At 60.6% G+C, this 25555-nt stretch carries 22 protein-coding genes; 14 read left to right on the forward strand and 8 right to left on the reverse strand.

Features of this window, described 5'->3' with window-relative positions; genetic code table 11:
• Positions 1-15 precede the first annotated feature (15 nt).
• On the forward strand, positions 16-1446 hold the full coding sequence (gndA, locus tag ACSQ2Z_RS09705; RefSeq protein ID WP_436081006.1) for an NADP-dependent phosphogluconate dehydrogenase: 1431 nt from the start codon (positions 16-18) through the stop codon (positions 1444-1446).
• Positions 1447-1525: 79 nt separating this feature from the next.
• Here gndA and ACSQ2Z_RS09710 read toward each other — a convergent pair whose 3' ends face one another.
• A complete protein-coding gene (locus ACSQ2Z_RS09710; RefSeq protein WP_436081007.1) occupies positions 1526-2554 on the reverse strand; it encodes a LacI family transcriptional regulator in 1029 nt (342 codons plus the stop codon).
• Positions 2555-3039: 485 nt separating this feature from the next.
• Between ACSQ2Z_RS09710 and ACSQ2Z_RS09715 the strand changes: the two genes are divergently transcribed.
• The 9 genes from ACSQ2Z_RS09715 to ACSQ2Z_RS09755 all read left to right on the forward strand — a co-directional run bounded on the left by ACSQ2Z_RS09715 (position 3040) and on the right by ACSQ2Z_RS09755 (position 14656).
• Positions 3040-4275 (forward strand): ABC transporter substrate-binding protein, encoded by a 1236-nt coding sequence (locus tag ACSQ2Z_RS09715; protein WP_436081008.1) that lies wholly within the window; start codon positions 3040-3042, stop codon positions 4273-4275.
• Between the two features lie 211 nt (positions 4276-4486).
• Entirely contained in the window at positions 4487-5389 is a 903-nt protein-coding gene (locus ACSQ2Z_RS09720) for a carbohydrate ABC transporter permease (protein ID WP_436081009.1), read from the forward strand.
• 100 nt (positions 5390-5489) lie between these two features.
• Entirely contained in the window at positions 5490-6317 is an 828-nt protein-coding gene (locus tag ACSQ2Z_RS09725) for a carbohydrate ABC transporter permease (protein ID WP_436081010.1), read from the forward strand.
• Positions 6318-6321: 4 nt separating this feature from the next.
• Positions 6322-7413, forward strand: coding sequence for an ABC transporter ATP-binding protein (locus tag ACSQ2Z_RS09730; RefSeq protein WP_436081011.1), 1092 nt, complete (start codon positions 6322-6324; stop codon positions 7411-7413).
• A 97-nt stretch (positions 7414-7510) separates the two neighbouring features.
• On the forward strand, positions 7511-9985 hold the full coding sequence (locus ACSQ2Z_RS09735; protein ID WP_436081012.1) for a beta-mannosidase: 2475 nt from the start codon (positions 7511-7513) through the stop codon (positions 9983-9985).
• Between the two features lie 41 nt (positions 9986-10026).
• On the forward strand, positions 10027-10788 hold the full coding sequence (locus ACSQ2Z_RS09740; RefSeq protein WP_436081013.1) for a sugar phosphate isomerase/epimerase family protein: 762 nt from the start codon (positions 10027-10029) through the stop codon (positions 10786-10788).
• A 15-nt stretch (positions 10789-10803) separates the two neighbouring features.
• On the forward strand, positions 10804-11937 hold the full coding sequence (locus tag ACSQ2Z_RS09745) for a Gfo/Idh/MocA family protein (protein ID WP_436081014.1): 1134 nt from the start codon (positions 10804-10806) through the stop codon (positions 11935-11937).
• A gap of 140 nt (positions 11938-12077) precedes the next feature.
• On the forward strand, positions 12078-13109 hold the full coding sequence (gene mgrA / locus ACSQ2Z_RS09750) for an L-glyceraldehyde 3-phosphate reductase (protein ID WP_436081015.1): 1032 nt from the start codon (positions 12078-12080) through the stop codon (positions 13107-13109).
• 440 nt (positions 13110-13549) lie between these two features.
• Positions 13550-14656: a TRAP transporter substrate-binding protein gene (locus tag ACSQ2Z_RS09755; RefSeq protein ID WP_436081016.1), complete on the forward strand. Its 1107-nt coding sequence runs from the start codon at positions 13550-13552 to the stop codon at positions 14654-14656.
• Between the two features lie 111 nt (positions 14657-14767).
• On the opposite strand, the gene ACSQ2Z_RS09760 is transcribed toward ACSQ2Z_RS09755, so the two are convergent.
• Both ACSQ2Z_RS09760 and ACSQ2Z_RS09765 read right to left on the reverse strand, forming a co-directional pair.
• Positions 14768-16564, reverse strand: a complete 1797-nt coding sequence (locus ACSQ2Z_RS09760; protein ID WP_436081017.1) for a TRAP transporter large permease — start codon at positions 16562-16564, stop codon at positions 14768-14770.
• Positions 16561-17136 (reverse strand): TRAP transporter small permease subunit, encoded by a 576-nt coding sequence (locus ACSQ2Z_RS09765; protein ID WP_436081018.1) that lies wholly within the window; start codon positions 17134-17136, stop codon positions 16561-16563. The genes ACSQ2Z_RS09760 and ACSQ2Z_RS09765 overlap by 4 nt, the downstream gene beginning before the upstream one ends.
• A 357-nt stretch (positions 17137-17493) precedes the next feature.
• On the opposite strand from ACSQ2Z_RS09765, the gene ACSQ2Z_RS09770 reads away from it, so the two are divergent.
• Positions 17494-19104, forward strand: a complete 1611-nt coding sequence (locus tag ACSQ2Z_RS09770) for a glycoside hydrolase family 43 protein (RefSeq protein WP_436083040.1) — start codon at positions 17494-17496, stop codon at positions 19102-19104.
• An 81-nt stretch (positions 19105-19185) separates the two neighbouring features.
• On the opposite strand, the gene ACSQ2Z_RS09775 is transcribed toward ACSQ2Z_RS09770, so the two are convergent.
• Positions 19186-20391 (reverse strand): GTP-binding protein, encoded by a 1206-nt coding sequence (locus ACSQ2Z_RS09775; protein WP_436081019.1) that lies wholly within the window; start codon positions 20389-20391, stop codon positions 19186-19188.
• A gap of 94 nt (positions 20392-20485) precedes the next feature.
• Positions 20486-21478 carry a zinc ABC transporter substrate-binding protein gene (locus ACSQ2Z_RS09780; protein WP_436081020.1) on the reverse strand — a complete coding sequence of 331 codons (993 nt, stop codon included), beginning with the start codon at positions 21476-21478 and terminating at the stop codon, positions 20486-20488.
• Between the two features lie 105 nt (positions 21479-21583).
• On the opposite strand from ACSQ2Z_RS09780, the gene ACSQ2Z_RS09785 reads away from it, so the two are divergent.
• Genes ACSQ2Z_RS09785 through ACSQ2Z_RS09795 form a run of 3 tightly spaced genes read left to right on the forward strand, consistent with a single transcriptional unit; the run spans position 21584 to position 23737 of the window.
• Positions 21584-22513 (forward strand): ATP-binding cassette domain-containing protein, encoded by a 930-nt coding sequence (locus tag ACSQ2Z_RS09785; protein ID WP_436081021.1) that lies wholly within the window; start codon positions 21584-21586, stop codon positions 22511-22513.
• Positions 22506-23339, forward strand: a complete 834-nt coding sequence (gene znuB, locus ACSQ2Z_RS09790) for a zinc ABC transporter permease subunit ZnuB (RefSeq protein ID WP_436081022.1) — start codon at positions 22506-22508, stop codon at positions 23337-23339. Before ACSQ2Z_RS09785 ends, znuB begins: the two co-directional genes overlap by 8 nt.
• The gene (locus tag ACSQ2Z_RS09795) at positions 23336-23737 is read left to right on the forward strand and encodes a Fur family transcriptional regulator (protein WP_436083041.1); all 402 of its coding nucleotides are present in this window, start codon (positions 23336-23338) and stop codon (positions 23735-23737) included. The genes znuB and ACSQ2Z_RS09795 overlap by 4 nt, the downstream gene beginning before the upstream one ends.
• A gap of 195 nt (positions 23738-23932) precedes the next feature.
• Here the strand turns inward: ACSQ2Z_RS09795 and ACSQ2Z_RS09800 are convergent, their stop codons facing one another.
• The 3 genes from ACSQ2Z_RS09800 to ACSQ2Z_RS09810 form a co-directional block, all read right to left on the reverse strand.
• Complete coding sequence (locus ACSQ2Z_RS09800) at positions 23933-24463, reverse strand: gamma carbonic anhydrase family protein (protein ID WP_436081023.1); 531 nt, start codon at positions 24461-24463, stop codon at positions 23933-23935.
• A gap of 19 nt (positions 24464-24482) precedes the next feature.
• The gene (locus ACSQ2Z_RS09805) at positions 24483-25169 is read right to left on the reverse strand and encodes a fumarylacetoacetate hydrolase family protein (RefSeq protein ID WP_436081024.1); all 687 of its coding nucleotides are present in this window, start codon (positions 25167-25169) and stop codon (positions 24483-24485) included.
• A 66-nt stretch (positions 25170-25235) separates the two neighbouring features.
• Positions 25236-25439 carry a hypothetical protein gene (locus tag ACSQ2Z_RS09810; RefSeq protein WP_436081025.1) on the reverse strand — a complete coding sequence of 68 codons (204 nt, stop codon included), beginning with the start codon at positions 25437-25439 and terminating at the stop codon, positions 25236-25238.
• Between the last annotated feature and the right edge of the window lie 116 nt (positions 25440-25555).

Below are 25555 nucleotides of genomic sequence, written 5' to 3' on the forward strand. Positions count from 1 at the left end.
ACGGAGGCGCATACGGTGGCACAGGCGGAAATCGGCCTTATCGGTCTTGGCGTTATGGGATCGAATCTGGCACTCAACATTGCCGAGAAGGGCAACAAGATCGCAGTCTTCAACCGCACGGTCGAGGCGACGCGAAAGTTTTATGCCGACGCCGGTGAGCTGCAGAGCCAGATCGTGCCGTGCGAGACCATCGAGGACTTCGTTGCCGCCATCCGCCCGCCTCGGCCGATCATCATCATGATCAAGGCCGGCGAAGCTGTCGATCAGCAGATGGAACTGCTCAAGCCCTATCTTGAGACGAACGACATCATGATCGATGCCGGCAATGCCAATTTCCGCGATACGATGCGCCGCTTCGACACTCTCAAGGACAGCGGCCTGACCTTTATCGGCATGGGCGTTTCCGGCGGCGAGGAGGGCGCACGCCATGGCCCGTCGATCATGGTCGGCGGCAAGGAGGAATCCTGGAAGCGCGTCGAGAAGGTGCTGACCTCGATCGCCGCGAAATATGCCGGTGTTCCCTGCGTCGATTGGCTGGGCGAAAATGGTGCCGGTCACTTCGTCAAGACCATCCACAACGGCATCGAATATGCCGATATGCAGATGATCGCCGAAATTTACGGCATCCTGCGCGACGGCCTGAAAATGAGCGCCACCGAAATCGGCGAAGTCTTCGGCGAGTGGAACAAGGGCCGGCTGAATTCTTACCTGATCGAGATCACCGAGAAGGTGCTGAAGGCGGCTGACCCCATCACGGGCAAGCCGATCGTCGATCTGATCCTCGACAAGGCCGGCCAGAAGGGCACTGGCAAGTGGTCCGTCATCGAGGCGCAGAACATGGGCGTTCCGGCGACCGGCATCGAAGCCGCCGTCGCCGCGCGTAGCATCTCGTCGATGAAGGATGAGCGCGAGGCGGCCGAAAAGGTGCTGGGCTTGCCCAATGTTGGCGAGTTCAGGGTTGCTGACAGGGCCGCCTTCCTCAAGGATCTCGAGAGTGCGCTGCTCGCATCGAAGATCGGTGCCTATGCGCAAGGCTTTGCCGTCATGTCCGCCGCGTCCAAGGAATTCAACTGGAACCTGCCGATGCCGAGCATTGCCAAGATCTGGCGCGCTGGCTGCATCATCCGCTCGCAGTTCCTCGATGAGATCACTACGGCCTTCACCAAGGATCCTGATGTCACCAATCTGATCGTTACGCCCGCCTTTGCAAGAATGGTCAAGGAGAGCGACGGCGCGCTTCGCCGTGTTGTTTCAGCGGCGGCTCTCGGCGGTCTGCCGGTGCCGGCACTCGCATCCGCGCTCGCTTATTTCGACAGCTACCGCCGCGGCCGCGGCACCGCAAACGTCATCCAGGCGCAGCGCGACTTCTTCGGCGCCCATGGCTTCGATCGCGTCGATGGCGCAGACTCGCATCACGGCCCTTGGGGCAGCGGCCTGAGCGCCTGATCTCAGCGCTCTGCCGGTCGTTGGACAGAAAAGCCGCGCGGATCGAATCGCGCGGCTTTTCAATGCCTGGATGTTCAGGTCACCGCGCCTGGCTCAGGCTCTGCAGCTCTTCCGCCGGCAAACCGGCAATACGACCGATAACGGCCCTGGCCAACTCTCGGCCGGCGTGGCGGATGTCCTCGTTCATGGTGATGACTTCGGGACGCAGCCAGCTCAGGAAATCGCTGGGCACCTTCGAGACCATGTCGACATCCTGGCTGAGCTTCTTGCCGACGGCTTCGAGCCCGGCGATCAGCGCGATCGAACCGGCGCCGGAACCCGAAACGATGCCGTCGGGCGCGTCGTCGGACCGCATCAGCGTCTCGAAGGACGCGCGGATCTCCACCAGACTATTGTCAAGGTCCACAGAGTTGAAGGCAACAGCTTCGACGCCGAAATCGCGAATGCCTGCATCGAAGCCCTTTCGCATGTGCCTGTGGAAGGTCAGGTTCGGCGGCGGCTGCAGGAGCACGATGCGCTTGCGCCCCAGTTTCGCCAGCCGCCTCACGGCCTCATAGGCAAATCCTTCATTGTCGAAATCGTGATACGGATGAACGAGCCCCATATCCGTGCGGCCGTGGGTGGCGAAGGGGAAATTCCGCTCCATCATCAGTTCGACGCGCGGGTCCTTCGGTTCCGTGCGCGAGATGATTACGCCGTCAGCGGCGCCTGTGTCGAGCACGTAGCGGACCGGGGCGAGAGCGTCCTTCGAAAACCTATAGGGTGTGATGACCAGATGATAGGGGGTCGAGGCCAACACCTCCGAAATGCCGACGACGATCGGGCTCGTCAGGCCCATCACCTCTTCTTCGAGCGATAGCACAAGGCTGATGACATTGGTCTTGCCGGTGCGAAGGCGGACGCCGGCACGGTTCGGCTGGTAGCCTACCTGTTTGGCGACGAGCCGTACGCGTTCCTTGGTTTCAGCGCCGATATCGGGGGCATCCTTCAAGGCACGAGAGACCGTCGTGATGCCAAGGCCCGTCATGAAGGCGATTGTCTTCAGGGTCGGACGTTCCTGCAATGAGGAGGGCGCCGGGGCCTGTCTGCTCTTGGTCTTCTCGTCCATTCCCCGCCTATAGCCTTCCATGTTCAGTTCGCATCGTCGCGATTGCCTGCTTCTGACCCTCCGGTCTTCATTGCCTTATATACGATTTATGACATATGGGTATCGTTGCCCGCTCATTCCTCACTCGGCAAAAATCTGTAACGATACAGTTCGCTTGTCGAGAGCTTTTTTCCTGATGCGGCAATGGTCTCACCGAAAAGTTGAATTCTGCAACGCATCATCCAAGCTTTGCATTTGCGAGAAAGCGAAAGTGGCTTGAAGCGTCGATCCTATTAGAAAATCTCTTGAAATAACTGGAGAAAAACGACTTTCCGAAAGGATATCGCGCTGCAACATGCATGCGGGCCCTGCTCGGAGCTATCCTCTGAATGGCACTTTATAAGTGTGGAAAATATTTTCTTCAGAATTTTGCGTTGTGGCTGTTGCGCAGGCAAATCGATTGAACTAAGTTTTTCCGGTAACGTTACAGTGAGGGAGGAAAACTCATGAAATTGCGTTTGTTGGCAGCTGCTTTGGCGGTGAGTGTCGTGCTTCCATTCAGCGCAGCCAGCGCTGCCGATCTGGAAGTCACCCATTGGTGGACGTCGGGCGGCGAAGCCGCGGCGGTCGCTGAACTGGCGAAGGCATTCGATGCGACCGGCAACCACTGGGTCGATGGCGCGATTGCCGGCTCCGGCGGTACCGCGCGGCCGATCATGATCAGCCGCATCACCGGTGGTGATCCGATGGGTGCCACGCAGTTCAACCACGGCCGTCAGGCCGAGGAGCTGGTCGAGGCCGGACTGATGCGCGACCTGACCGATGTTGCGACGAGGGAGCATTGGAAGGATATCGTCAAGCCGTCGAGCCTGCTCGACAGCTGCACCATCGAGGGCAAGATCTATTGCGCGCCGGTCAATATCCACTCCTGGCAGTGGCTGTGGCTGTCGAATGCGGCCTTCAAGAAAGCCGGCGTCGAAGTGCCGAAGAATTGGGACGAATTCGTCGCTGCGGCTCCGGCTCTGGAGAAGGCCGGCATCATACCGCTCGCCGTGGGTGGCCAGCCCTGGCAATCGGCCGGCGCCTTCGACGTGCTGATGGTCGCTATCGCCGGCAAGGATGTCTTTGAGAAGGTGTTCGGCAACAAGGATGCGGAAGTTGCCGCGGGTCCGGAAATCGCCAAGGTCTTCAAGGCCGCTGATGATGCCCGCAAGATGTCCAAGGGCAGCAACGTGCAGGATTGGAACCAGGCTACCAATCTGGTCATCACCGGAAAAGCGGGCGGCCAGATCATGGGCGACTGGGCTCAAGGCGAATTCCAGGTCGCCGGGCAGAAAGCAGGCACGGATTATACCTGCCTTCCGGGGCTGGGTGTCAACGAGATCATCTCGACGGGGGGCGATGCTTTCTACTTCCCGCTCCTGAAGGACGAGGAAAAATCGAAGGCCCAGGAAGTGCTCGCCTCGACGCTGCTCGATCCCAAGACGCAGGTCGCCTTCAACCTGAAGAAGGGATCGCTGCCTGTGCGGGGTGACGTCGACCTCGCCACGGCAAACGACTGCATGAAGAAGGGTCTAGAGATCCTTGCCAAGGGAAATGTGATCCAGGGCACAGACCAGCTTCTGTCTGCAGACAGCCAGAAGCAGAAGGAAGACCTCTTCTCCGAGTTCTTCGCCAACCCCTCGATGACGCCGGAAGATGCGCAGAAGCGCTTCGCCGACATTATCGCGTCGGCCGATTGATCAACGGCTACTCTGTCGAAGCCGGTTCCGCCTTGTGCGGGGCCGGTTCGAAACTCAAGTTCAGACGGCCGGCGCCAGCTTATGCCGCAGGCTCTTCGTGCGGATGCTGCATCACGGCCGGCGATCCTTTGGACTTGAGGATGGAGCAAAGAGCTACGGCGTGCGCCGCCGCGTTCAACCGGATGAACCTGATTCAGGGGAGGAGTGAGACATGACGGGCCAAGCATATGCCGGCCGGCCAAACCAGTTGTTGCGTAATCTGCATTCAAAGATTGCCTCAATTCCGATGATACTGACCGCCGTTGTCATCTTTCTCGGCGGCACGCTTTGGACGGTATTCTATTCCTTCACCAATTCGAAGCTCCTGCCGCGCCTGACTTTCGTCGGCTTGGATCAGTATGAACGACTGTGGGCCGCTCCGCGTTGGCTCGTGTCCATCCAGAACCTTGCCATCTACGGCGTGTTTTCGCTGATTTTCAGTCTGGTGATCGGTTTCGTGCTTGCCGCACTGATGGACCAGAAGATCCGTTTCGAGAATACGTTCCGGACGATCTTCCTCTATCCGTTCGCGCTCTCCTTCATCGTCACTGGCCTGGTCTGGCAATGGGTGCTCAACCCGGAGTTCGGCGTGCAGTCGGTGGTCCGGTCGCTCGGCTGGACGAGCTTCACCTTCGATCCGCTCTACAATCAAAGCATCGTCATCTATGGCATCCTGATCGCTGCCCTCTGGCAGGGAACGGGCCTCGTCATGTGCCTGATGCTGGCAGGCCTGCGCGGCATTGACGAAGACATCTGGAAGGCCTCGCGTGTCGATGGCATTCCGATGTGGAAGACCTATCTTTTCATCATCATCCCGATGATGCGCGCCGTCTTCATCACCACGCTGGTGATCATCGCAAGCGGCATCGTCCGGGTCTACGACCTCGTCGTGGCGCAGACGAGCGGCGGTCCCGGCATCGCCTCCGAGGTGCCCGCCAAATATGTCTACGACTACATGTTCCTGGCGCAGAACCTCGGTCAGGGCTTTGCCGCTTCGACCATGATGCTGATCACCGTCGCCATCATCATCGTGCCCTGGGCCTATCTGGAATTCGGAGGACGCAAGCGTGGCTGACACAATACCTCGCAAAGGGCAGGCCGCCCATGACGCCTCAAGACTGGCTCCCGGCCCCCAGGGCAAAAAGCCGCGCCCGATATTTTCGTCCAGAAACATCATGATCTATGGTGCCCTGATCGTCGCTGCGGCTTACTACCTGCTGCCGCTCTACGTCATGATGGTCACGTCGCTGAAGGGCATGCCGGAAATCCGGCTGGGCAACATCTTCTCGCCGCCGGTCGAGATCACCTTCGAGCCCTGGGTCAAAGCCTGGGCCACCGCCTGCACTGGCCTGAACTGTGACGGCCTGTCCCGCGGTTTCTGGAATTCGGTGCGTATCACCATTCCCTCGACGATCGTTTCGATCGCGATCGCCTCGGTCAACGGCTACGCGTTGGCGAACTGGCGCTTCAAGGGGGCCGATCTGTTCTTCACGATCCTGATCGTCGGAGCCTTCATCCCCTACCAGGTGATGATCTATCCGATCGTCATCGTGCTGCGTGAAATGGGCCTCTACGGTTCGCTGACCGGCCTCATCATCGTCCACACCATCTTCGGCATGCCGATCCTGACGCTCTTGTTCCGCAACTATTTCTCGTCGCTGCCGGAAGAGCTGTTCAAGGCGGCGCGTATCGACGGTGCCGGGTTCTGGACGATCTATTTCAAGATCATGCTGCCGATGTCGCTGCCGATCTTCGTCGTTGCGATGATCCTGCAAGTCACCGGCATCTGGAACGACTTCCTGTTCGGCGTGGTGTTCGCCCGGCCGGAATATTATCCGATGACCGTCCAGCTCAACAACATCGTCAATTCGGTCCAGGGCGTGAAGGAATACAACGTCAACATGGCGGCGACCATCCTCACGGGTGCCGTTCCATTGATCGTCTACTTCGTTTCCGGACGGCTTTTCGTCCGCGGTATTGCCGCCGGCGCAGTGAAAGGGTGAGTGCATGAACAACGTCAGCGTATCGGTCAAGGATCTGTCGTTGAGCTTCGGTGCCGTCACCGTGCTCGACACGCTGAACCTCGACATCAAGAACGGCGAATTCCTCGTGCTTCTCGGCTCGTCCGGTTGCGGCAAGTCCACGCTGTTGAACTGCATCGCCGGTCTTCTCGACGTCACCGGCGGCCAGATCTTCATCAAGGACAAGAACGTCACCTGGGAGGAGCCGAAGGACCGCGGCATCGGCATGGTGTTCCAGTCCTATGCGCTCTATCCGCAGATGACGGTCGAGCGGAACCTATCCTTCGGCCTGCGCGTCGCCAAGCTGCCGGCCGCCGAAATCGACAAGCGCGTCACGCGCGCCGCCGAGATCCTGCAGATCCAGCAGTTGCTCAAGCGCAAGCCCTCGGAATTGTCCGGCGGCCAGCGTCAGCGTGTCGCGATCGGCCGGGCATTGGTGCGCGACGTCGACGTCTTTCTGTTCGACGAGCCGCTTTCCAATCTCGACGCCAAGCTGCGCTCGGAACTGCGCGTCGAAATCAAGCGGCTTCACCAGTCGCTGAACAATACGATGATCTACGTCACCCACGATCAGATCGAGGCCCTGACGCTGGCCGACCGCATCGCCGTCATGAAGAGCGGAGTCATCCAGCAGCTTGCCGATCCGATGACGATCTACAATTTTCCGGAAAACCTCTTCGTCGCCGGCTTTATCGGCTCGCCGTCGATGAATTTCTTCCGCGGCGAGATCAAGGAGCGGGGAGGGCGCAAGGTGGTGGAAGTCAACGGCGTTGATTTCGGCATGGGGGCTTACCCGGCGCGCGGACCGCTGGAGGCCGCCCGCAATGTCGTACTCGGCGTGCGGCCGGAACACGTCAAGGTCGATGAAAATGTGCCTGGAACGGAAGTTCATGATGCGGTCGTCGATATCGAGGAGCCGATGGGCGCCGACAACCTCCTTTGGCTGAAGCACGCCGGGCAGACCATGTCAGTGCGCATCGCCGGTTCGCGGCGCTACAAGCCTGGAACGGCGCTCAAACTCAGCTTCGACATGTCGATGGCCTCGGTCTTCGACGCCGCTACCGAAAACAGGATCTGATCAACCCGTAGCATCCGGCGGCCGCACTTTCCGTGGCCGCCGAACGACGATGACGCCTGTCCCTGAGCGGCGCGGGCAGCCAATGGAATTTTTGACAATGTCTGTTGACACCTTCACGTCCGAACCCGTAGCGCTCGACCTTTGCGGCGACTGGCTGCTTGCCTCGTTGGACAACAGTCATGCGCTGACGATCGTCATTCCGGGCGACGTCCACAGCGCCCTGCAGGCTGTCGGCATGATCACCGATCCCTATGTCGGCCGCAACGAGGACGACGTTCAATGGGTGGCGCACAAGGACTGGGTGCTTGAGCGTACATTCGAGATCGATGCGACCGATCTCGCCGGTTTCTGGTATCTCGATATCGAAAGCCTGGACACGATCGCTTCGGTATATATTAACGATGAACTGGTTCTTCAGGCGGAGAATTGCTTTCGCCGCTACCGGCCAGCGGTCGGTCCGGCCTTGAAAACGGGCCAGAACCGGCTGCGCGTCGTCATCCACTCGTCGATCGCTGCCGGCGCCGAACGGCAAGCGGCCCAGCCCTTCTATATTCCGTATTCGACCGGAAACTGCCCGATCCCCAACGGCAATATGCTGCGCAAACCGCAATGCCATTTCGGCTGGGACTGGAACATCGCCATTGCGCCGCTCGGCATCTACGGTTCGGTCGCACTCAAGAAGCTTGCGGTCGCCCGCATCGAACATGTCACAACCCGGCAGGTGCCGCAGGCCGGCGGTGCAATCGATCTTCAGGTGACGGTGACGCTCTTTGCCGAGGAACCCGGCGTCATCGGTATCGAATTCTCGCTTGATGGCCAAAGGGAACACCTGGACTGTGCCGTCAATGCCGGCGAAACACAGGTTACGCATGTCTTTACCGTCGAAGATCCGAAGCTCTGGTGGCCGGCTGGCAGCGGCGCGCAGGCGTTGTGCGAACTCACCGTCTCGTTTCCCGGCGAAACGGTCACCCGCCAGATCGGTTTCCGCACCATCGAGCTCTTGACGGACAAGGACGACGCCGGCGGCCGCTTTGCCTTCCGGGTCAACGGCCGTGAGATTTTCTGCCGCGGCGCCAACTGGATCCCGGCCGATGCGCTCGCTTCGCGGGTTACGGCCGAGGGCGTCGAGGATCTGCTGCGCTCGGCGGTCGACGCCAACATGAACATGATCCGTGTCTGGGGTGGCGGCTTTTACGAGACGGACTGGTTTTACGATCTCTGCGACCGGCTGGGCCTGATGGTCTGGCAGGATTTCATGTTCGCCTGCAACCTCTACCCCTCGACCCCGGATTTCCTTGAAAACGTCGCGGCGGAGGTGGACTATCAGGTCAAGCGGCTATCGTCGCATCCATCGACCGCGCTCTGGTGCGGCGACAACGAACTGGTCGGAGCGCTCACCTGGTTCGAAGAGAGCCGCAGGGATCGTGACCGCTATCTCGTCTCCTACGACCGCCTCAACCGCACGATCGAGGCGGGCATCAAGGCGGCGGCGCCGGACGCGATCTGGTGGCCCTCCAGCCCCTCCATCGGCCCGCTCAACTTCGGCGATGCCTGGCATGCGGACGGTTCAGGCGACATGCACTATTGGTCCGTCTGGCACGAGAACAAGTCGTTCGACAATTACCGCACCGTCCGGCCGCGCTTCTGCTCGGAATTCGGTTTCCAGTCCTATACCTCGATGCCGGTCGTCCGACAGTTTGCGGAACAGAAGGACCTGAACATCGCCTCGCCGGTGATGGAATCGCACCAGAAGAATGCCGGCGGCAACGAACGCATCGCCGCGACGATGTTCCGCTATTTCCGCTTCCCCAAGGATTTTTCAAATTTCGTCTATCTGAGCCAGATCCAGCAGGGACTGGCGATCCGTGCCGCGGTCGATTTCTGGCGGTCGCTCAAACCGCATTGCATGGGTACGCTCTACTGGCAACTCAACGACACGTGGCCGGTCGCATCTTGGGCAAGCCTGGACTATGGCGGCAACTGGAAGGCCATGCACTACATGGTGCGCCGGTTCTTCCAGCCGGTGGCTGTCGCAGCCATCCCCTCCGACGATGGAAAGACCATTGCTTTCTCGATGGTCAACGACACCGCCGCGCCGGTCACCGTCGAGCTGCAGACCTTCCTTGTTTCGCTGTCGGGCGAGAAGCAGCCCCTGACGGCCGCCGCCGGCACCTGCAGCCCGGATCGCGCCGCAACACTTCTGACGATCGCTGCTGCGGATATCCCGGAGAACATGCTGCTGTTCTGGTCCTTCGAAGCATCAAATGGCATGCGCGGCGAGGGGCATCATGTGCAAGGCACCTACAAGGCGCTCGATCTAGTTCCGTCCGATCTCTTGATTTCGACGAGCGAGGCCGCTGACAACACCTACGAGGTCACGGTCACGGCGACCGGCCTTGCCCTGCATGTCGTTGTCGAGGCCGATGTCGAAGGCCGCTATTCCGACAATGCCTTCGACCTGACGGCCGGCGAGAGCCGCCTGATCCGCTTCACACCGAAACAACAGGCTGCTTCCGGCATCGCCCCGAGTTTCACTGCCTTCGATCTTCAATCCTGCCAGGGCAATGGTTGAGGCCCGCTCTGGCACATCCCCGCCCACCGAGGAGAATTCCGATGAAAGATATCAGCTTCCAGCTTTACAGCGCCCGCAATTTCCCGCCGTTCTCCGATGTCCTGAAGACAGTCGGGGCCGTCGGCTACAAACAGGTCGAAGGTTACGGCGCGCTGTACGCCGCGCTCGACGACGATGCCCTTGCTGCGCTGAAGGCCGACATGGACAAAAGCGGCGTCACGATGCCGACGGCCCATTTCGGTCTGGACATGCTCGAATCCGATCCGGCCGGCGTCCTCAAAATCGTCAATGCCCTCGGAATCAGGGCGATCTATTGCCCCTATCTGCTTCCCGAACAGCGTCCGACGGATGCCGCTGGCTGGAAAGCATTCGGGGAACGCCTGGAAAAGGCGGGAAAACCCTTCCGTGACGCCGGCCTCGACTTTGGCTGGCACAATCATGATTTCGAATTCGCCACGCTGCCGGACGGCTCGATTCCGCAGGATCACATCTTTGCCGGCGGACCGAACCTCTCCTGGGAAGCCGACATTGCCTGGGTCATCCGCGGCGGTGCCGATCCGTTTGCCTGGATCGAAAAATATGGCCGCCGCATTACGGCCGTCCACGTGAAGGACATCGCTGCAGCCGGCGAAAACGCGGATGAGGACGGCTGGGCCGACGTCGGCCACGGCACCGTCGATTGGAAAAGGCTATTCAAGGCGCTGACCGCGACACCTGCCCGATACTACATCGTCGAGCACGACAACCCCAAGGATTTCAAGGCGACGGCCGAGCGCTCGATCGCATCGATCAAGACCTACTGATAGAAAGACCAGATCATGACACGAGAACTCGGCGTCGGCATCATCGGATGCGGCAACATCTCCACCACCTATTTCAAGCTTTCGCCGCTCTTCAAGGGCATCAGGGTCATTGCCTGCGCCGACATCAATCCGGCCGCCGCCGAAACGCGCGCGTCCGAATATGATGTCAAGCCGCAGACCATCGAGGAACTGCTTGCCAATCCGGAGATCGATATCGTCGTCAACCTGACGATCCCGGAAGCGCATTTCCCCGTTTCCAAGATGATCCTCGAGGCCGGCAAGCACGGTTATTCGGAAAAACCGCTGGTGCTTTCCTTGGAGCAGGGCGAGCAGCTGCGCGGTATCGCCACGGCGAGCAACCTGAAGGTCGGCTGCGCGCCGGATACCTTCCTTGGCGGCGCGCATCAGCTGGCGCGAGACTATATCGACCAGGGCAAGATCGGCCGTGTCACTTCGGGTACCTGCCACGTGATGGGCCCGGGCATGGAGATGTGGCATCCGAACCCGGACTTCTTCTTCCTGCCCGGCGGTGGGCCGGTCCTTGATATGGGGCCATACTACATCGCCAACCTTGTCAACCTGATCGGCCCGGTCAAGCGGGTCGCAGCTCTGACCTCTATGGCCAATCCGACCCGCACCATCACTAGCGAGCCGCGCAAGGGCGAGGTCATCCCGGTAAAGACCCCGACCAACATCCATGCGCTGCTCGAATTCCAGAACGGTGCGACGATCACGCTGTCGGCAAGCTGGGACGTCTGGTCGCACCGCCACGGCAACATGGAGCTCTATGGCACGGAAGGCTCTCTCTTCCTGCCCGATCCGAACTTCTTCGGCGGCACTGTCTCTGCCAGCGGTCGCGACAAGGATATCCAGCCCGTCGAGATGTGGGATCATCCCTTCGCCGTCACCAATCAGGAGCATCCGCAGGGACCGATGGCCAATTACCGTACGGCCGGCCTTGCCGACATGGCGCTTGCCATCCTCGAAGATCGCGACGCCCGCTGCTCGCTGGAGCGCGCGCTGCACGGCGTCGAGGTCATGGTGTCGATTCTGCAGTCGGGCGAGACGGGCCAGTTCGTCGAACTGACGACGACCTGCATGCAGCCGGCGGCGCTCGGCATCGAGGAGGCCAAGGCGCTGTTGCGATAGGCCAAATTTGGGGGTGCAGGGGCAGTATCGCTTTGCACCGTCATCGCAGTAAAATATACCGATCCAAATCATTCCCGGAGCCGCGCTGCTTCGGGAATTCCGTTTTCAAGTACATTTCAGGCACAGGGCAGGATGAAACGATGAGCTGGCAACCCGCTGACAATCGCTATGAGATGATGACGTACAATCGCTGCGGCAAGAGCGGGCTGAAGCTGCCGGCGGTGTCGCTTGGCCTGTGGCACAATTTCGGCCATGACACGCCGCACGAGCGCAAGCTCGATATGTGCCGCACGGCCTTCGATCTCGGCATCACCCATTTCGACCTCGCCAACAATTACGGTCCGCCTCCGGGCTCGGCCGAAACCGCTTTCGGCGAAATCATGCGCACGGATTTTTCCGGCTTGCGCGACGAGCTGATCATTTCCTCCAAGGCCGGCTATGACATGTGGCCGGGTCCCTATGGCGAGTGGGGCAGCCGCAAGTATCTGATCGCCTCCTGCGACCAGAGCCTGAAGCGCATGGGCCTCGACTATGTCGATGTCTTCTATTCGCACCGCTTCGACCCCCAAACGCCGCTCGAGGAAACCTGCCGGGCGCTTGACCATATCGTCCGTTCGGGCAGGGCGCTCTACGTCGGCATCTCCTCCTACAACTCGCAGCGCACTCGCGAGGCAGCTGCAATTCTCAAGGATCTCGGGACGCCGCTGCTCATCCACCAGCCGAGCTATTCAATGCTCAACCGCTGGGTGGAGGATGACGGGCTCGTTGACACGCTCGAAGGCCTCGGCGTCGGCTCGATTGTGTTCTCGCCGCTGGCGCAGGGCATGCTGACGACGAAATATCTGGGCGGCATCCCGGCCGACAGCCGTGCGGCGCAGAATCATTTCCTCAAAAAGGACTTCATCCGCCCGTCGATCATCGACAATATCCGCAAGCTCAATGAGATCGCCGAGAAACGCGGCCAGACGCTGGCGCAGATGGCGATCGCCTGGGTGCTGCGCGGTGGCAGGATCACCTCGGCGCTGATCGGCGCTAGCCGCTCGTCGCAGATCGTCGATTGCGTCGCTGCGCTGAGGAACGACACGTTCACGGCCGAGGAACTGGCAGAGATCGACGTCTACGCCAAGGAAGCTGACATTAATCTCTGGGCTTCGTCGGCGGAACGCGTGTAAAGCCAGCATTCGGGTGGCAAATAGGAAGCATCGGATCGCGGGGTCCGGTGCCTTTGGGTCCGGTGCCTTTTTCCGTACGAAAGCCTGGCATATGCGCGGCACGCTTTTCCGGCGCTCCGGCTCTTTGACGATCTTGCCTGCCCGGTAACGGTGACATGCAGCTGTGTCCGAAGCGTTCCGTAAGTCGCTGCAAACATTGAAAGTTGTTATTAGACAAAAGTCGAAGAAGGGCTTTTCTTGGCATGGCTGGACATGAGGGGGCGAGCGTGTAATCTGCCCGCGGAGCCGGGTGGTTTCATTGGAATTATCTGCCCGAATCTCGTGAATTCGAAAACGCGTATGTCCGTTTGAGCCAGTCGAAACCGAGTGGTGCGGTCTGCGCCCCGCGGGGAGGAACAGTATCGGCAAGGCCGGCTGTCCGCGAAAACAGAGGAGAGAACATGGATCGCCGTTCATTCATCAAGCGTGCAGGTCTCGGCGGCGTCGGCGCCGCCGCGGCAACGACGCTCGCAGCGCCCGCCATCGCCCAGAGCAGCCCTAAGATCAACTGGCGTCTCGCATCGTCCTTCCCGAAGTCGCTCGATACGATCTATGGCGGTGCCGAGGTGCTGTCGAAATATGTCTCCGAGGCGACCGACGGCAATTTCCAGATCCAGGTCTTCGCCGCCGGCGAAATTGTCCCGGGCCTGCAGGCAGCCGACGCCGCCGCGGCCGGCACGGTGGAAGCATGCCACACGGTTTCCTATTATTATTGGGGCAAGGATCCTGTCTGGGCGCTCGGCGCAGCAGTCCCGTTCGCGCTCAATGCCCGCGGCATGAATGCCTGGCATTATCATGGCGGTGGCATCGACATGTTCAACGAGTTCCTGGCGACGCAAGGCCTCGTTGGATATCCCGGTGGCAATACCGGCGTGCAGATGGGCGGCTGGTTCCGCAAGGAGATCAAGACCGTCGCCGACATGCAGGGCCTCAAGATGCGCATTGGGGGCTTTGCCGGCAAGGTCGTCGAGAAGCTCGGCGTGGTGCCGCAGCAGATTGCCGGTGGCGACATCTATCCGTCGCTCGAAAAAGGCACCATCGACGCCGCCGAATGGGTCGGCCCCTATGATGACGAGAAGCTCGGCTTCTACAAGGTTGCGCCGTACTACTACTATCCCGGCTGGTGGGAAGGCGGACCGACCGTGCACGCCATGTTCAACAAGGCGGCTTTCGACGGCCTGCCGAAAAACTATCAGTCGCTGCTGCGCACCGCCTGCCAGGCAACCGATGCGAACATGCTGCAGAAGTACGACTACCTCAATCCCGCGGCGATCAAGCGTCTCGTCGGCGCCGGCGCGAAGCTCAGCCCCTACAGCCCGGAAATCCTGTCGGCCTGCTTCGACGCGGCCAATGAGGTTTACGCTGGCATGGAAGCCTCGAACCCGACCTTCAAGAAGATCTGGGATTCGATCAAGGCGTTCCGCGGCGAGTACTACCTCAATGCCCAGATCGCCGAATACAACTACGACACCTTCATGATGATCCAGCAGCGCGGCGGCAAGCTCTAAGCGCTGATTTCATCGCCAAAACGAAAAACAACCCCGGAGCGCCGCTCCGGGGTTTTTCATTGTCGCAATCGACAAAAGACAGGGCCGGCGCAAAGGCCGGCCCTGTGATGATCAATTGAACGATGGCGGGGCGCTCAGATCGTTGGCGGGTTTCTGCTGGTTCCCCGAACCGTTTTGATCCGTTGGTTGCTGGCCGCTGCCGTCGAGCGGATTGCCGCCTGGCAATTGCAGGCCGCCCGGCAGGCCGAGGCCGCCGCCATTGTCCGGCAGCGTCAGGCCGCCTCCGCCGGTGCCGAACCCCGGGACCTCGATCTTGATTGTGGCCGGATCCACGACGGCGGCGTCGCCCTTGTAGTGCATGACCATCTGCGGGAACATGATCGTCAACGCCACCATCAGGATCTGGATGCCGACGAACGGCACCGCCCCCCAATAGATCTGCCCCGTGGTCACCGGTTTCGTCAGCTTACCTGTGACCCGATCGAGATAGGGCACCCTGGCGGCGACCGAACGCAGGTAGAACAGCGCAAACCCAAAGGGCGGATGCATGAAGCTCGTCTGCATGTTGATGCCGAGCAGGACGCCGAACCAGATAAGGTCGATGCCGAGCGCGTTGGCCGCCGGTGCGAGCAGCGGCACGATGATGAAGGCGAGTTCAAAGAAATCCAGGAAGAACGCCAGGAAGAACACGAGCAGGTTGACGGTGATCAGGAAGCCGGTTTCACCGCCGGGCATCCCCACCAGCAGATGTTCCACCCAGACATGGCCGTTGACTCCGTAGAAAGTCAGCGAGAACACCCGTGCGCCGATCAGGATGAACAGCACGAAGGCCGACAGACGGGTCGTGGCGGCCAGCGCGGAGCGGACCACATCCAAGGTCAGTCGTCCCTTGGCTGCCGCCATGATCAGGGCGCCGACAGCCCCCATGGCGCCGCCTTCCGTCGGCGTTGCAATGCCGAGGAAGATCGTGCCGAGCACGAGGAAGATCAGTGCCAGTGGCGGGATCAGGACGATGATGACCTGCTGGGCAAGCCTGGACATTGCATTGATCTTCAATTCCCTGTCGACGAGCGCAATCACGTAGATGAAGGCCACACCGACACTGGCGCCGAGAATATCGGCGTTTTCGCCCTGCGTCGACGAGAGGTAGACATGCGCCGCATAGGCGATACCCGCCGCAACGGCGAGCGCGACAAAGAGCGAGGCAACGCCCGAGCCGAGCGTGCGTGCTTCGAGCGGCAGCGCCGGCATCGAGTCACGCCGGACGAAGGTCATGATCAGGACATAAAGCATGTAGAGGCCGGTCAGCACCAGGCCGGGGATCAGGGCGCCGGCATACATGTCGCCGACCGAACGGCCGAGCTGGTCGGCAAGAACGATCAGGACCAGCGAAGGCGGAATGATCTGGGCAAGCGTGCCGGAGGCAGCGATGACGCCCGAGGCGACACGCCGGTCATAGCCGTAGCGCAGCATAATCGGCAGCGAGATCAGGCCCATGGCGATGACTGAAGCTGCAACCACGCCGGTGGTGGCTGCGAGCAGTGCTCCGACGAAGATAACGGCATAGGCGAGACCGCCGCGGATCGGGCCGAACAACTGGCCGATCGTGTCGAGCAGGTCCTCGGCCATGCCGGATCGTTCGAGCACGATCCCCATGAAGGTAAAGAAGGGGATGGCGAGCAATGTGTCGTTCGACATCACCCCCCAGAATCGTTCCGGCAGTGCATTGAGTAGAGGCCAGGAGAGATTGATTGAGCCGGCAGACAAAGGAGCAAGCTCCACGCCGATGAAGAAGAACAGCAGGCCATTGGCGGCGAGCGAAAAGGCAACGGGATAACCCAGCAGGAGGAACACGATCAATGACACGAACATGATCGGTGCGAGGTTTACGGCGATGAACTCAATCATGGGCGCGTCTCCGGAATGATGGCTTCATCCAGCGGTGCGTGGGTCGGTGCGTAGGGCGTTGGATCGTCCATATTGCCGGTGATGATCGCGACCTTCTTGATGATTTCCGACACCCCCTGCAGGGCAAGCAGGATGAAGCCGAACAGCAGGATTCCCTTGGCTGGCCAGACGATCAGGCCACCGGCGCTGGATGAGCCTTCCTGCGAGCGGTAGGACATCAGGAAATAGGGGACGAGGTAGTATGTCATCAGCAATACGAACGGCATCAGGAAGAACACATGTCCGAACAGGTCGATCCAGTGCTGCACACGGCGCGAAAACTTGCCGTAGACGACGTCGATGCGGATGTGCTCGTTTTGGCTCAGCGTGTAGGCGGCCGCGAACATGAAGGCGGCGCCGAAGAGATACCACTGCGCCTCGAGCCAGGCATTCGACGACATGTTGAACATTTTTCGGATAATGGCATTGCCGGCGCTGACCAGAACGGCCACCAGGATCAGCCAGGAGACTGACTTGCCAATGATTTCCGTGACACGGTCGATGAGCCTGCTGATACCGAGCAATGCGGTCATAGAGTTCCTCCCCGCCAAGCTGATTTTCGATTTTGTTGCCAAGCATAGTCACAGTGCCGATTTCAAGCCCCGTTTCAAGTCTGCGGCTGGATTTTCCCGTGTGGTATCGCAACGTCATACCAAAGTTGTACCTAGGCCTTGCTGCAGTGCTCAAAGGTTGGGCAAAAATCGCGGGGAATCGCGTTGTCGCGGACTAAACATCTAGCTGGCGAGGCACAGTCTGTATGGAAGCCGGGCCGGGAGTCAGACGGAGAAGGCGAGTTTCACCGCCGAAGTTCCGCAAGGGACTTGAATTGGCGACCGGTTTGGGGATGGATGATGTCTGAGAAACCATGAGGTACGTTCGTCATGAGCGCGTTGATCCGCAACCCGATCCTACCCGGCTTCAATCCCGACCCCTCCATCTGCCGCGTGGGCGAGGACTACTACATCGCCACGTCCACGTTCGAATGGTATCCCGGCGTGCAGATCCACCACTCGCGCGACCTGGTCAATTGGCGCCTGGTGCGCCGGCCGCTGGAGCGGGCAAGCCAGCTCGACATGCGGGGCAATCCCGACAGCTGCGGTGTCTGGGCGCCGTGCCTGTCCCATGCGGATGGTCTCTTCTGGCTGGTCTATACCGACGTCAAGCGCTTCGACGGCAACTTCAAGGATGCGCACAACTACATCGTCACGTCGCCGTCAATTGAGGGCGATTGGTCGGATCGGGTCTATGTCAATTCCTCCGGCTTCGACCCGTCGCTGTTCCATGACGAGGACGGCCGCAAATGGTTCGTCAACATGCAATGGAACCACCGTACCGAGAGCTTTGGCGGGGCGCCGAAATCACCGGCCTTCGACGGTATCCTGCTGCAGGAATGGGATCCGGTCGCAAAGAAGCTCGTTGGCCCGATCAGGAATATCTTCGCCGGCAGCGCGCAAGGACTTGTCGAAGGCCCGCATCTCTTCAAGCGCAACGGCTGGTACTATCTGACCACGGCCGAGGGCGGCACGGGATACGATCACGCGGTGACCATGGCCCGCTCGCGTAGCATCGAGGGTCCCTATGAGATGCATCCGCAGACGCATCTGATCACTTCCAAGGACGCGCCGGATGCTGTGCTGCAGAGGGCAGGGCACGGGCAATATGTCGAGACGCCGGACGGTCAAGCCTATCACACCCACCTGACGGGCCGGCCATTGCCGCCGCTCCGGCGCTGCACGCTCGGCCGCGAGACGGCGCTGCAGAAATGCGTCTGGCGCGACGACGGATGGCTCTATCTGGCGCAGGGAGGTGTCGTGCCAGCCGTCGAGGTTCCAGCGCCAGGCGAGGCCGTCGCCATCGAGAAGCCCTCACGGGTCGAGACCGATTTCGACGGCCCGGCATTACCCGATGATTTCCAATGGTTGCGCACGCCCATGCCCGAGCGGCTCTTCTCGCTGACCGAAAGGCCCGGGCATCTGCGGCTGTTTGGTCGCGAAAGCATCGGCAGCTGGTTCGAACAGGCGCTGGTGGCGCGCCGCCAGGAGCATCATTCGTTCCGCGCCGAGACGGTGGTCGAATTCGAGCCGGACACCTACCAGCAGGCCGCCGGTCTGACCCATTACTACAACCGCCACAAGTTTCATGCGCTCGCCGTCACGCTGCACGAAAAGCTTGGCCGGGTGGCGACGATCTTCTCCTGCGCTGGCGATTTTCCACATGGCCGCATGATGTTTCCTGTCGATAGCGGCGTCACGGTGCCGTTCGGACGGGTCTATCTGGCAATGGAAATTCGGGGCAACGAGTTGCAGTTCTTCTGGCATCCGGACGGCTATCGGGCGTGGCGCAAGATCGGTCCTGTGCTCGATGCCGGCGTCGTATCCGACGAGGGCGGGCGGGGCGAACACGGCTCGTTCACCGGCGCTTTCGCGGGCGTTTTTGCGTTCGACACATCGGGTCGGGCCAAGGTCGCCGATTTCGATCGCTTTAGCTACGAGCCGTTGTAATTCACCGTTGAGTGAGAAAGCACGGTTGTCGAGAGGCGGCGTCGTGCCGCCTTTCGAGAACAGCGGATAGTGCTCGCGCCGCTAGCTTGCCCTGGCGGACCAATCCACGAACGGATCGGGCAGTGTCCGCCAGCGCTCCGGCGTGAAACTGCCGGCATCCACCAGACAATCGTCAAGCTCGGCTTCCAGTGCCGCCTGGTTCATCGGATCGGCGCCGATGAAGACGATCTCCTGGCGCCGATCGCCCCAGACGGGATCAAGGTAGGGCTTCATCATCGCCAAAAACCCCGGATCGTCCGGCCACTGGGCTTTGGGAACCGATGACCACCAGAGCCCCATCTTCGAGGTTCGCACCATGGGACCCGCCTGGCTCAGTTCGCCCACCTGATGCGGTCGTGTCGCCAGCCAGAAGAAACCTTTTGCGCGCACGATGCCCGGCCACGAACGATTGATGAAGGCGTGAAACCGGGCGGGATCGAACGGCCGTTTCGCGCGGTAGACGAAGGAGCGGATGCCATATTCCTCCGTTTCCGGCACATGGTCCTTGAAGCCGTGTAGTTCCTTGTACCAGAGCGGATGCTGCTCGGCCTTCGCCATATCAAACAGCCCGGTGCCGAGCACATCGCGTAGCGCCACCCGCCCGAAATCCGTCTCGAGCAGCCGTGCATCCGGATTGAGGCCAACGACGATCTTGCGCGCCGCGTCAAGCTTTTCAGGCGTGGCGCTGCCGGTCTTGTTGAGGATGACGACGTCGGCGAATTCGATCTGCTCGACCAAGAGGTCGACAAGCGTGCGGTTGTCGGCGTCTCCGGCCGTGTCGCCGCGGTCGGCGAGGAAATCGTCGCAGGAATAGTCAGCCAAGAGGCTCGCGGCATCGACGACGGTTACCATCGTATCGAGCCGTGCCACATCGGAGAGGCTGGCGCCGCTTTCGTCGCGGAACTCGAAGGTCGTTGCAACGGGAAGCGGCTCGGCGATACCGGTCGATTCGATCAGCAGACAGTCGAACCGGTCCTGTTCGGCGAGTTTGCGCACCTCGTTCAGGAGATCGTCGCGCAGCGTGCAGCAGATGCAGCCGTTGGTCATTTCAACCAGTTGTTCCTCCGTCCGCGACAGGTTCGCGCCGCCATCGCGCACCAGGGCGGCATCGATGTTCACCTCGCTCATGTCGTTGACGATCACCGCAACTCGCAGCCCGTCGCGATTGTTGAGGATATGATTGAGCACCGTCGTTTTTCCAGCGCCGAGAAAGCCGGAGAGAACGGTGACCGGAAGTCTGTCGGACATTGTCCTGTATCCCTTAATGTTATACTATTACACACAATGGTCTAAAAAAGGCGGACCGGTGGCCCGCCTTCTAAGGTCGCTGGGAGGAACCTGTTCAGCTGCCGTTGGAAAGGCAGGTCTTTAGCGAGGTGCCGATGCCTTCCATCAGCTGGAAATAGAGGTCGGGGCCAGCATCGAGGGTGGCGGCTTCCGGGTCGAGCGCGCCGGATTTCGCCGGCGTGCCTTCGAGCACGACATTGACCAGCTTCGGTTCGAACTGCGGTTCGGCAAAGACGCAGGTCGCGCCGAGTTCGACGATCTTGGCGTGGATCTCGGACAGCCGTTCGGCGCCCGGCAGGACTTCGGGGCTCACCGTGATCGAGCCTGCGACCTTCACGTCATAGCGATGCTCGAAATACTGGTAGGCATCGTGAAAGACGATGAAGGGCTTGTCCTTGATCGGCGCGACCGCTTCTACAAGCGTCTTGTCGAGCGTATCGAGCCGCGTGCTCAGGGCATCGAGATTGGCTTTGTAAGCGGCCGCATTGTCCGGATCCGCAGCGGCAAGCGTCTTTTCGATCGCGGCCGCCATCGCCTTGGCATTGGCCGGATCGAGCCAGAGGTGCATGTCGAACTCACCCTCGTCGTGGTGATGGCCTTCTTCATGGGCGTGACCTTCGGCGCCTTCCGCACCTGCCTCGTGCTCGTCGCCGTCGTCATGTGGCTCGAAGGCGCCGCCTTCGCGGAATTTCAGCTTTTCAAGTCCGGGCGCATCGTCCAGTTCGACAATCTTTGCGCTGCTGCCGAGCGATTCCAGAGGCTTTTCCAGAAAGGCTTCCAGCCCATGACCGACCCAGAAGACGATGTTGGCGTTTTCCAGCGCCGAGGCATTGGAGGGCTTCATGCTGTATGTGTGGGGGGAGGCGGCGCCCTCGACGATCAGCGCCGGTTCGCCGAGCCCTTTCATGATCGAGGCGACCAGCGAATGGATCGGCTTGATCGAGACGACGACGTTCGGGACTTCGGCATGGGCGGTGCCAGTTGCCAGAAGCATGGAGGGGGCGAAAAAAAGGGAGGATGTCAAAAGGATGGATTTTTTCAGGCTCATGCGGGGACTCCTGTCTTGTAAATCAATGTAATGTTATTACATCAATTGCGTTATGCTATAACGTGTGGCATAGCGACTGGCAACACCGAAAATCCGGATTTTTTGATGCTGAATTTCCGCACGTCCGATCAGAAGCCTCTCGTCCTCATGAACAATGCCGGCGTGCGCCGCAGCGGCCGCTGGCTGGTGCGCGGTGTCGAGTTCTCCATCAGCCCCGGCGAGATCGTCACGCTGATCGGCCCGAACGGCTCGGGCAAATCGACGACGGCGAAGGCTGCGATCGGCGTTTTGAAGCCGGACGAGGGCTGGGTCGAACGCAAACCGGGCCTCAAGGTCGGCTATGTGCCGCAGAAGCTCGCCATCGACTGGACGCTGCCCCTGACGGTCGGGCGCCTGATGACGCTGACCGGCCCGCTGAAGGACCGCGAGATCGAGGAGGCGCTGCATGCGACCGGCATTGCGCATCTCGCCCGCGCCGAGGTGCAGCACCTGTCAGGGGGCGAATTCCAGCGGGCCCTGCTTGCCCGCGCCATTGCCCGCAAGCCCGATCTGCTCGTTCTCGACGAACCGGTGCAGGGCGTAGATTTTTCCGGCGAGATCGCGCTCTACGACCTGATCAAGTCAATCCGCAACCAGACCGGCTGCGGCATCCTGTTGATCTCCCACGACCTGCATGTGGTGATGGCCGAGACCGACACGGTGATCTGCCTCAACGGCCATGTCTGCTGCCGCGGCACGCCGCAGATGGTCAGCCAGAGCCCGGAATATCTAAAGCTGTTCGGCAGCCGCGCAGCCAAGACGCTTGCCGTCTACAGCCACGATCACGACCACACCCATCTGCCCGACGGCCGCGTTCTGCATGCCGATGGCAGTATCACCGAACATTGCCATCCGGACGACGGCCATCATCATGGCGCCCACGCCGATGCTGAACGTGAGCATGACGCCCATGATCATGTCCACGGCCCGGATTGCGGCTGCGGCCATCAGAGCCGCCTGCAGGGCTTCGACGACAAGGAGACGCGCCGTGTTTGACGATTTCTTCACCCGCGCGCTCATTGCCGGTATCGGCCTTGCCATCACGGTCGGCCCGCTCGGCTGCTTTGTCATCTGGCGCCGCATGGCCTATTTCGGCGACACCATGGCGCATTCGGCCCTGCTCGGCGTGGCGCTGTCGCTGCTGTTTAACCTTAATGTGATGCTGAGCGTCTTCATCGTTGCCGCCGTCGTTTCGCTGCTGTTGCTGCTTCTGCAGAAGCGCGGCGCACTGTCGACCGATGCGCTGCTCGGCATCCTCTCCCATTCGGCGCTGTCGATCGGCCTCGTCATGGTCGCCTTCATGACCTGGGTGCGGATCGACCTCGTCGGCTTCCTGTTCGGTGATATCCTCGCCGTCTCCGAAGCGGATATCGATCTCGTCTGGGGCGGCGGCATTCTCGTCTTGTTTGCCATCGTCTATCTCTGGCGGCCGCTGCTCGCCTCCACCGTCAATCCGGAACTGGCCGAGGCTGAAGGCCTGCAGCCGGAGCGGGCGCGGCTTTACTTCATGCTGCTGATGGCCTTGGTGATCGCGATCGCCATGAAGATCGTCGGCATCCTCTTGATCACCTCGCTGCTGATCATCCCGGCGGCAACCGCCCGCCGCTTTGCCACGTCGCCGGAGATCATGGCCGTGCTCGCCTCGGTTATCGGCGTGCTTGCCGTCACCGGCGGTCTGTTCGGCTCGCTGCATTTCGATACGCCGTCCGGTCCCTCGATCGTGGTTGCGGCGATGGGGCTTTTCGTGCTCAGCCTTCTGCCGTTCGGCCGCAATGGAGAGACCGAGACAGCCATTCACTCGACGCATGGAGGGCATCACTGATGGCGCAGCAACTCACCAAGAACCAGACGCTGGTGCTCGATGCGCTGACCCACGCGGAAGGCCCGCTCAGCGCCTATACGATTCTCGACAAACTGCGTGACCACGGTTTTCGTGCGCCGCTGCAGGTCTATCGCGCGCTGGACAAACTGCTCGAATTCGGCATGATCCACCGGCTCGAAAGCCTGAACTCCTTCGTCGCCTGCGCCCATCCGGATCATCATCACCTTGATCACGGCGTGACTGCCTTTGCGATCTGCGAGGATTGCGGCCAAGTGACCGAAATGCATGATGAAGGTATCGAGGAGCGGCTTTCCCTCCTCGCCGGCAAGGAGCATTTCAAGACCGAAAAGACGACGATCGAGATTCGCGGCCATTGCCAGAACTGCACCTGCGGATAATCCCGCCAAGTCAAAGCGGTATCCCACTGCAAACGGATGTGTGAGCATCCGGACCTGATGGTCCTGCACGCTCGGCCCCGCCACGCCGATCTCGACCTCTGCTCTCGCCCATGCTTTGCTGCCGCGATGTGCCTGTCCTGCGTCTCCATCGTCACCAACGCACTCCGGCTGCGACGGTTGAAGCTCTGACGGCGATTACTCGATGAGCGACAGGCTGGTCGCGAAAAGCTGCCATTTCTTGACATAGCTGTTCGCCGAGTTCTTCAAACCGGCGACGGCCGCTTCATCGAGCAGCCGGATGGCCTTTGCCGGTGCGCCGACGATCAATGAATTGTCGGGAAAGACCTTGCCTTCCGTCACTAGCGCATTGGCGCCGACCAGGCAGTTGTTGCCGATCACAGCGCCGTTCAGTACCGTTGCGCCCATGCCGATCAGCGAATTGTCGCCGACGGTGCAGCCATGCACGATGGCGTGATGGCCGATGGTGCAGCCTTCTCCGATCGTCACCGGAAAACCCGGATCGACATGGATGATGACGCCCTCCTGGATGTTGGTGCGCGAGCCGATCCGGATCGGCTCGTTGTCGCCTCGAAGCACCGCACCGAACCAGACGCCGACATCCTCACCCAGTTCGACCTTACCGATGACATACGCGTCCGGGGCGAGCCAATAGCTGCCTTGCGCCGGGACAGATGGTCGTGTTGGGCCAAGTGCATAAAGCGGCATGATTTTTCCTTCTTGTTCTTTAAATGACCGTGACGGTCAGCGTCGCGACGCCGTCGATACCGCAGGAAATCACATCACCGCGCGACACCGAACCGACGCCCGAGGGCGTCCCCGTCATAATGATGTCTCCGGCAGCAAGGGTGAAAAACGTCGACAGTTCGGCGATGATTTCCGGCACCTTCCAGATCATCTGGTTGAGGTCGCCGTGCTGTTTCCTGTCGCCATTGACCGTCAGCCAGATATTGCCATTGGCGGGATGACCTATGGTTTCGGCTGGAACGATCTCTGAAACCGGCGCCGACTGTTCGAAGGCTTTCGCCGCGGTCCAGGGCTTGCCAGCCGCCTTCGCCGCGGCCTGAAGATCGCGGCGGGTGAAATCGATACCAACGGCATAGCCGTAAACGCAGTCGAGGGCGTCGCCTGTCGCGATATCGTTGCCGCCCTTTTGCAGCGCGACGACAAGTTCGACTTCGTGATGAACGTCCAAGGAGAGCGGCGGGTACGGAAAGTCCGTGCCCTGCAGCAGCAGATTGTCCGGATTTTTCTGAAAGAAGAATGGCGCTTCGCGATCGGGATCATGGCCCATCTCTATTGCGTGGGCCGCATAGTTACGGCCCACGCAATAGACGCGGCGAACGGGAAAGGCCCGCTCGGTATTCGCAACCGGCAACAGAACCGGGGCAGGAAGGGGAACAATTGTGGTCATCGGCATCCAAGCATCGATTGCGGATGCCGGACGATAGCACCCCTTTACGGGGTGGGGAAAGGTGCGTCAGCTGCAGGCATAGGCTTCAAGCTGATCACGCGTCAGAAACCGGCTTCCAGCTCGGGAATTGAGGTCCGGGTGGGTATATTCGAGGCTGGGGACATCCGGAAGCTCCAGCGCCTGGCGCACGGTCATGATGCCGACGTCACGGCGATCAGCACCACGCTTCAAACTGACTTCAACGATGCGATACAGATTTTCCTCTGCCATGTTTTCTCTCCCGTCGCGTTATTTTTTTTGATTCTGGATTGCAGTTGTTACTCCGAAATCGGTTTTTATGGGGCACCACATCCAATAACATGCCATAGGTAAACGAATCACAACAG

The sequence above is a fragment of the Pararhizobium sp. LjRoot235 genome (assembly GCF_964254145.1).
Lineage (GTDB): Bacteria > Pseudomonadota > Alphaproteobacteria > Rhizobiales > Rhizobiaceae > Pararhizobium.

Excerpts from the sequence above, each read along its gene's own strand:
- ACSQ2Z_RS09710 (WP_436081007.1), bottom strand. The coding sequence starts at position 2,554 with ATGGACGAGAAGACCAAGAGCAGACAGGCCCCGGCGCCCTCCTCATTG.
- ACSQ2Z_RS09715 (WP_436081008.1), top strand. The coding sequence starts at position 3,040 with ATGAAATTGCGTTTGTTGGCAGCTGCTTTGGCGGTGAGTGTCGTGCTT.
- ACSQ2Z_RS09720 (WP_436081009.1), top strand. The coding sequence starts at position 4,487 with ATGACGGGCCAAGCATATGCCGGCCGGCCAAACCAGTTGTTGCGTAAT.
- ACSQ2Z_RS09725 (WP_436081010.1), top strand. The coding sequence starts at position 5,490 with ATGATCTATGGTGCCCTGATCGTCGCTGCGGCTTACTACCTGCTGCCG.
- ACSQ2Z_RS09730 (WP_436081011.1), top strand. The coding sequence starts at position 6,322 with ATGAACAACGTCAGCGTATCGGTCAAGGATCTGTCGTTGAGCTTCGGT.
- ACSQ2Z_RS09735 (WP_436081012.1), top strand. The coding sequence starts at position 7,511 with ATGTCTGTTGACACCTTCACGTCCGAACCCGTAGCGCTCGACCTTTGC.
- ACSQ2Z_RS09740 (WP_436081013.1), top strand. The coding sequence starts at position 10,027 with ATGAAAGATATCAGCTTCCAGCTTTACAGCGCCCGCAATTTCCCGCCG.
- ACSQ2Z_RS09745 (WP_436081014.1), top strand. The coding sequence starts at position 10,804 with ATGACACGAGAACTCGGCGTCGGCATCATCGGATGCGGCAACATCTCC.
- mgrA (WP_436081015.1), top strand. The coding sequence starts at position 12,078 with ATGAGCTGGCAACCCGCTGACAATCGCTATGAGATGATGACGTACAAT.
- ACSQ2Z_RS09755 (WP_436081016.1), top strand. The coding sequence starts at position 13,550 with ATGGATCGCCGTTCATTCATCAAGCGTGCAGGTCTCGGCGGCGTCGGC.
- ACSQ2Z_RS09760 (WP_436081017.1), bottom strand. The coding sequence starts at position 16,564 with ATGATTGAGTTCATCGCCGTAAACCTCGCACCGATCATGTTCGTGTCA.
- ACSQ2Z_RS09765 (WP_436081018.1), bottom strand. The coding sequence starts at position 17,136 with ATGACCGCATTGCTCGGTATCAGCAGGCTCATCGACCGTGTCACGGAA.
- ACSQ2Z_RS09775 (WP_436081019.1), bottom strand. The coding sequence starts at position 20,391 with ATGTCCGACAGACTTCCGGTCACCGTTCTCTCCGGCTTTCTCGGCGCT.
- ACSQ2Z_RS09780 (WP_436081020.1), bottom strand. The coding sequence starts at position 21,478 with ATGAGCCTGAAAAAATCCATCCTTTTGACATCCTCCCTTTTTTTCGCC.
- ACSQ2Z_RS09785 (WP_436081021.1), top strand. The coding sequence starts at position 21,584 with ATGCTGAATTTCCGCACGTCCGATCAGAAGCCTCTCGTCCTCATGAAC.
- ACSQ2Z_RS09800 (WP_436081023.1), bottom strand. The coding sequence starts at position 24,463 with ATGCCGCTTTATGCACTTGGCCCAACACGACCATCTGTCCCGGCGCAA.
- ACSQ2Z_RS09805 (WP_436081024.1), bottom strand. The coding sequence starts at position 25,169 with ATGACCACAATTGTTCCCCTTCCTGCCCCGGTTCTGTTGCCGGTTGCG.
- ACSQ2Z_RS09810 (WP_436081025.1), bottom strand. The coding sequence starts at position 25,439 with ATGGCAGAGGAAAATCTGTATCGCATCGTTGAAGTCAGTTTGAAGCGT.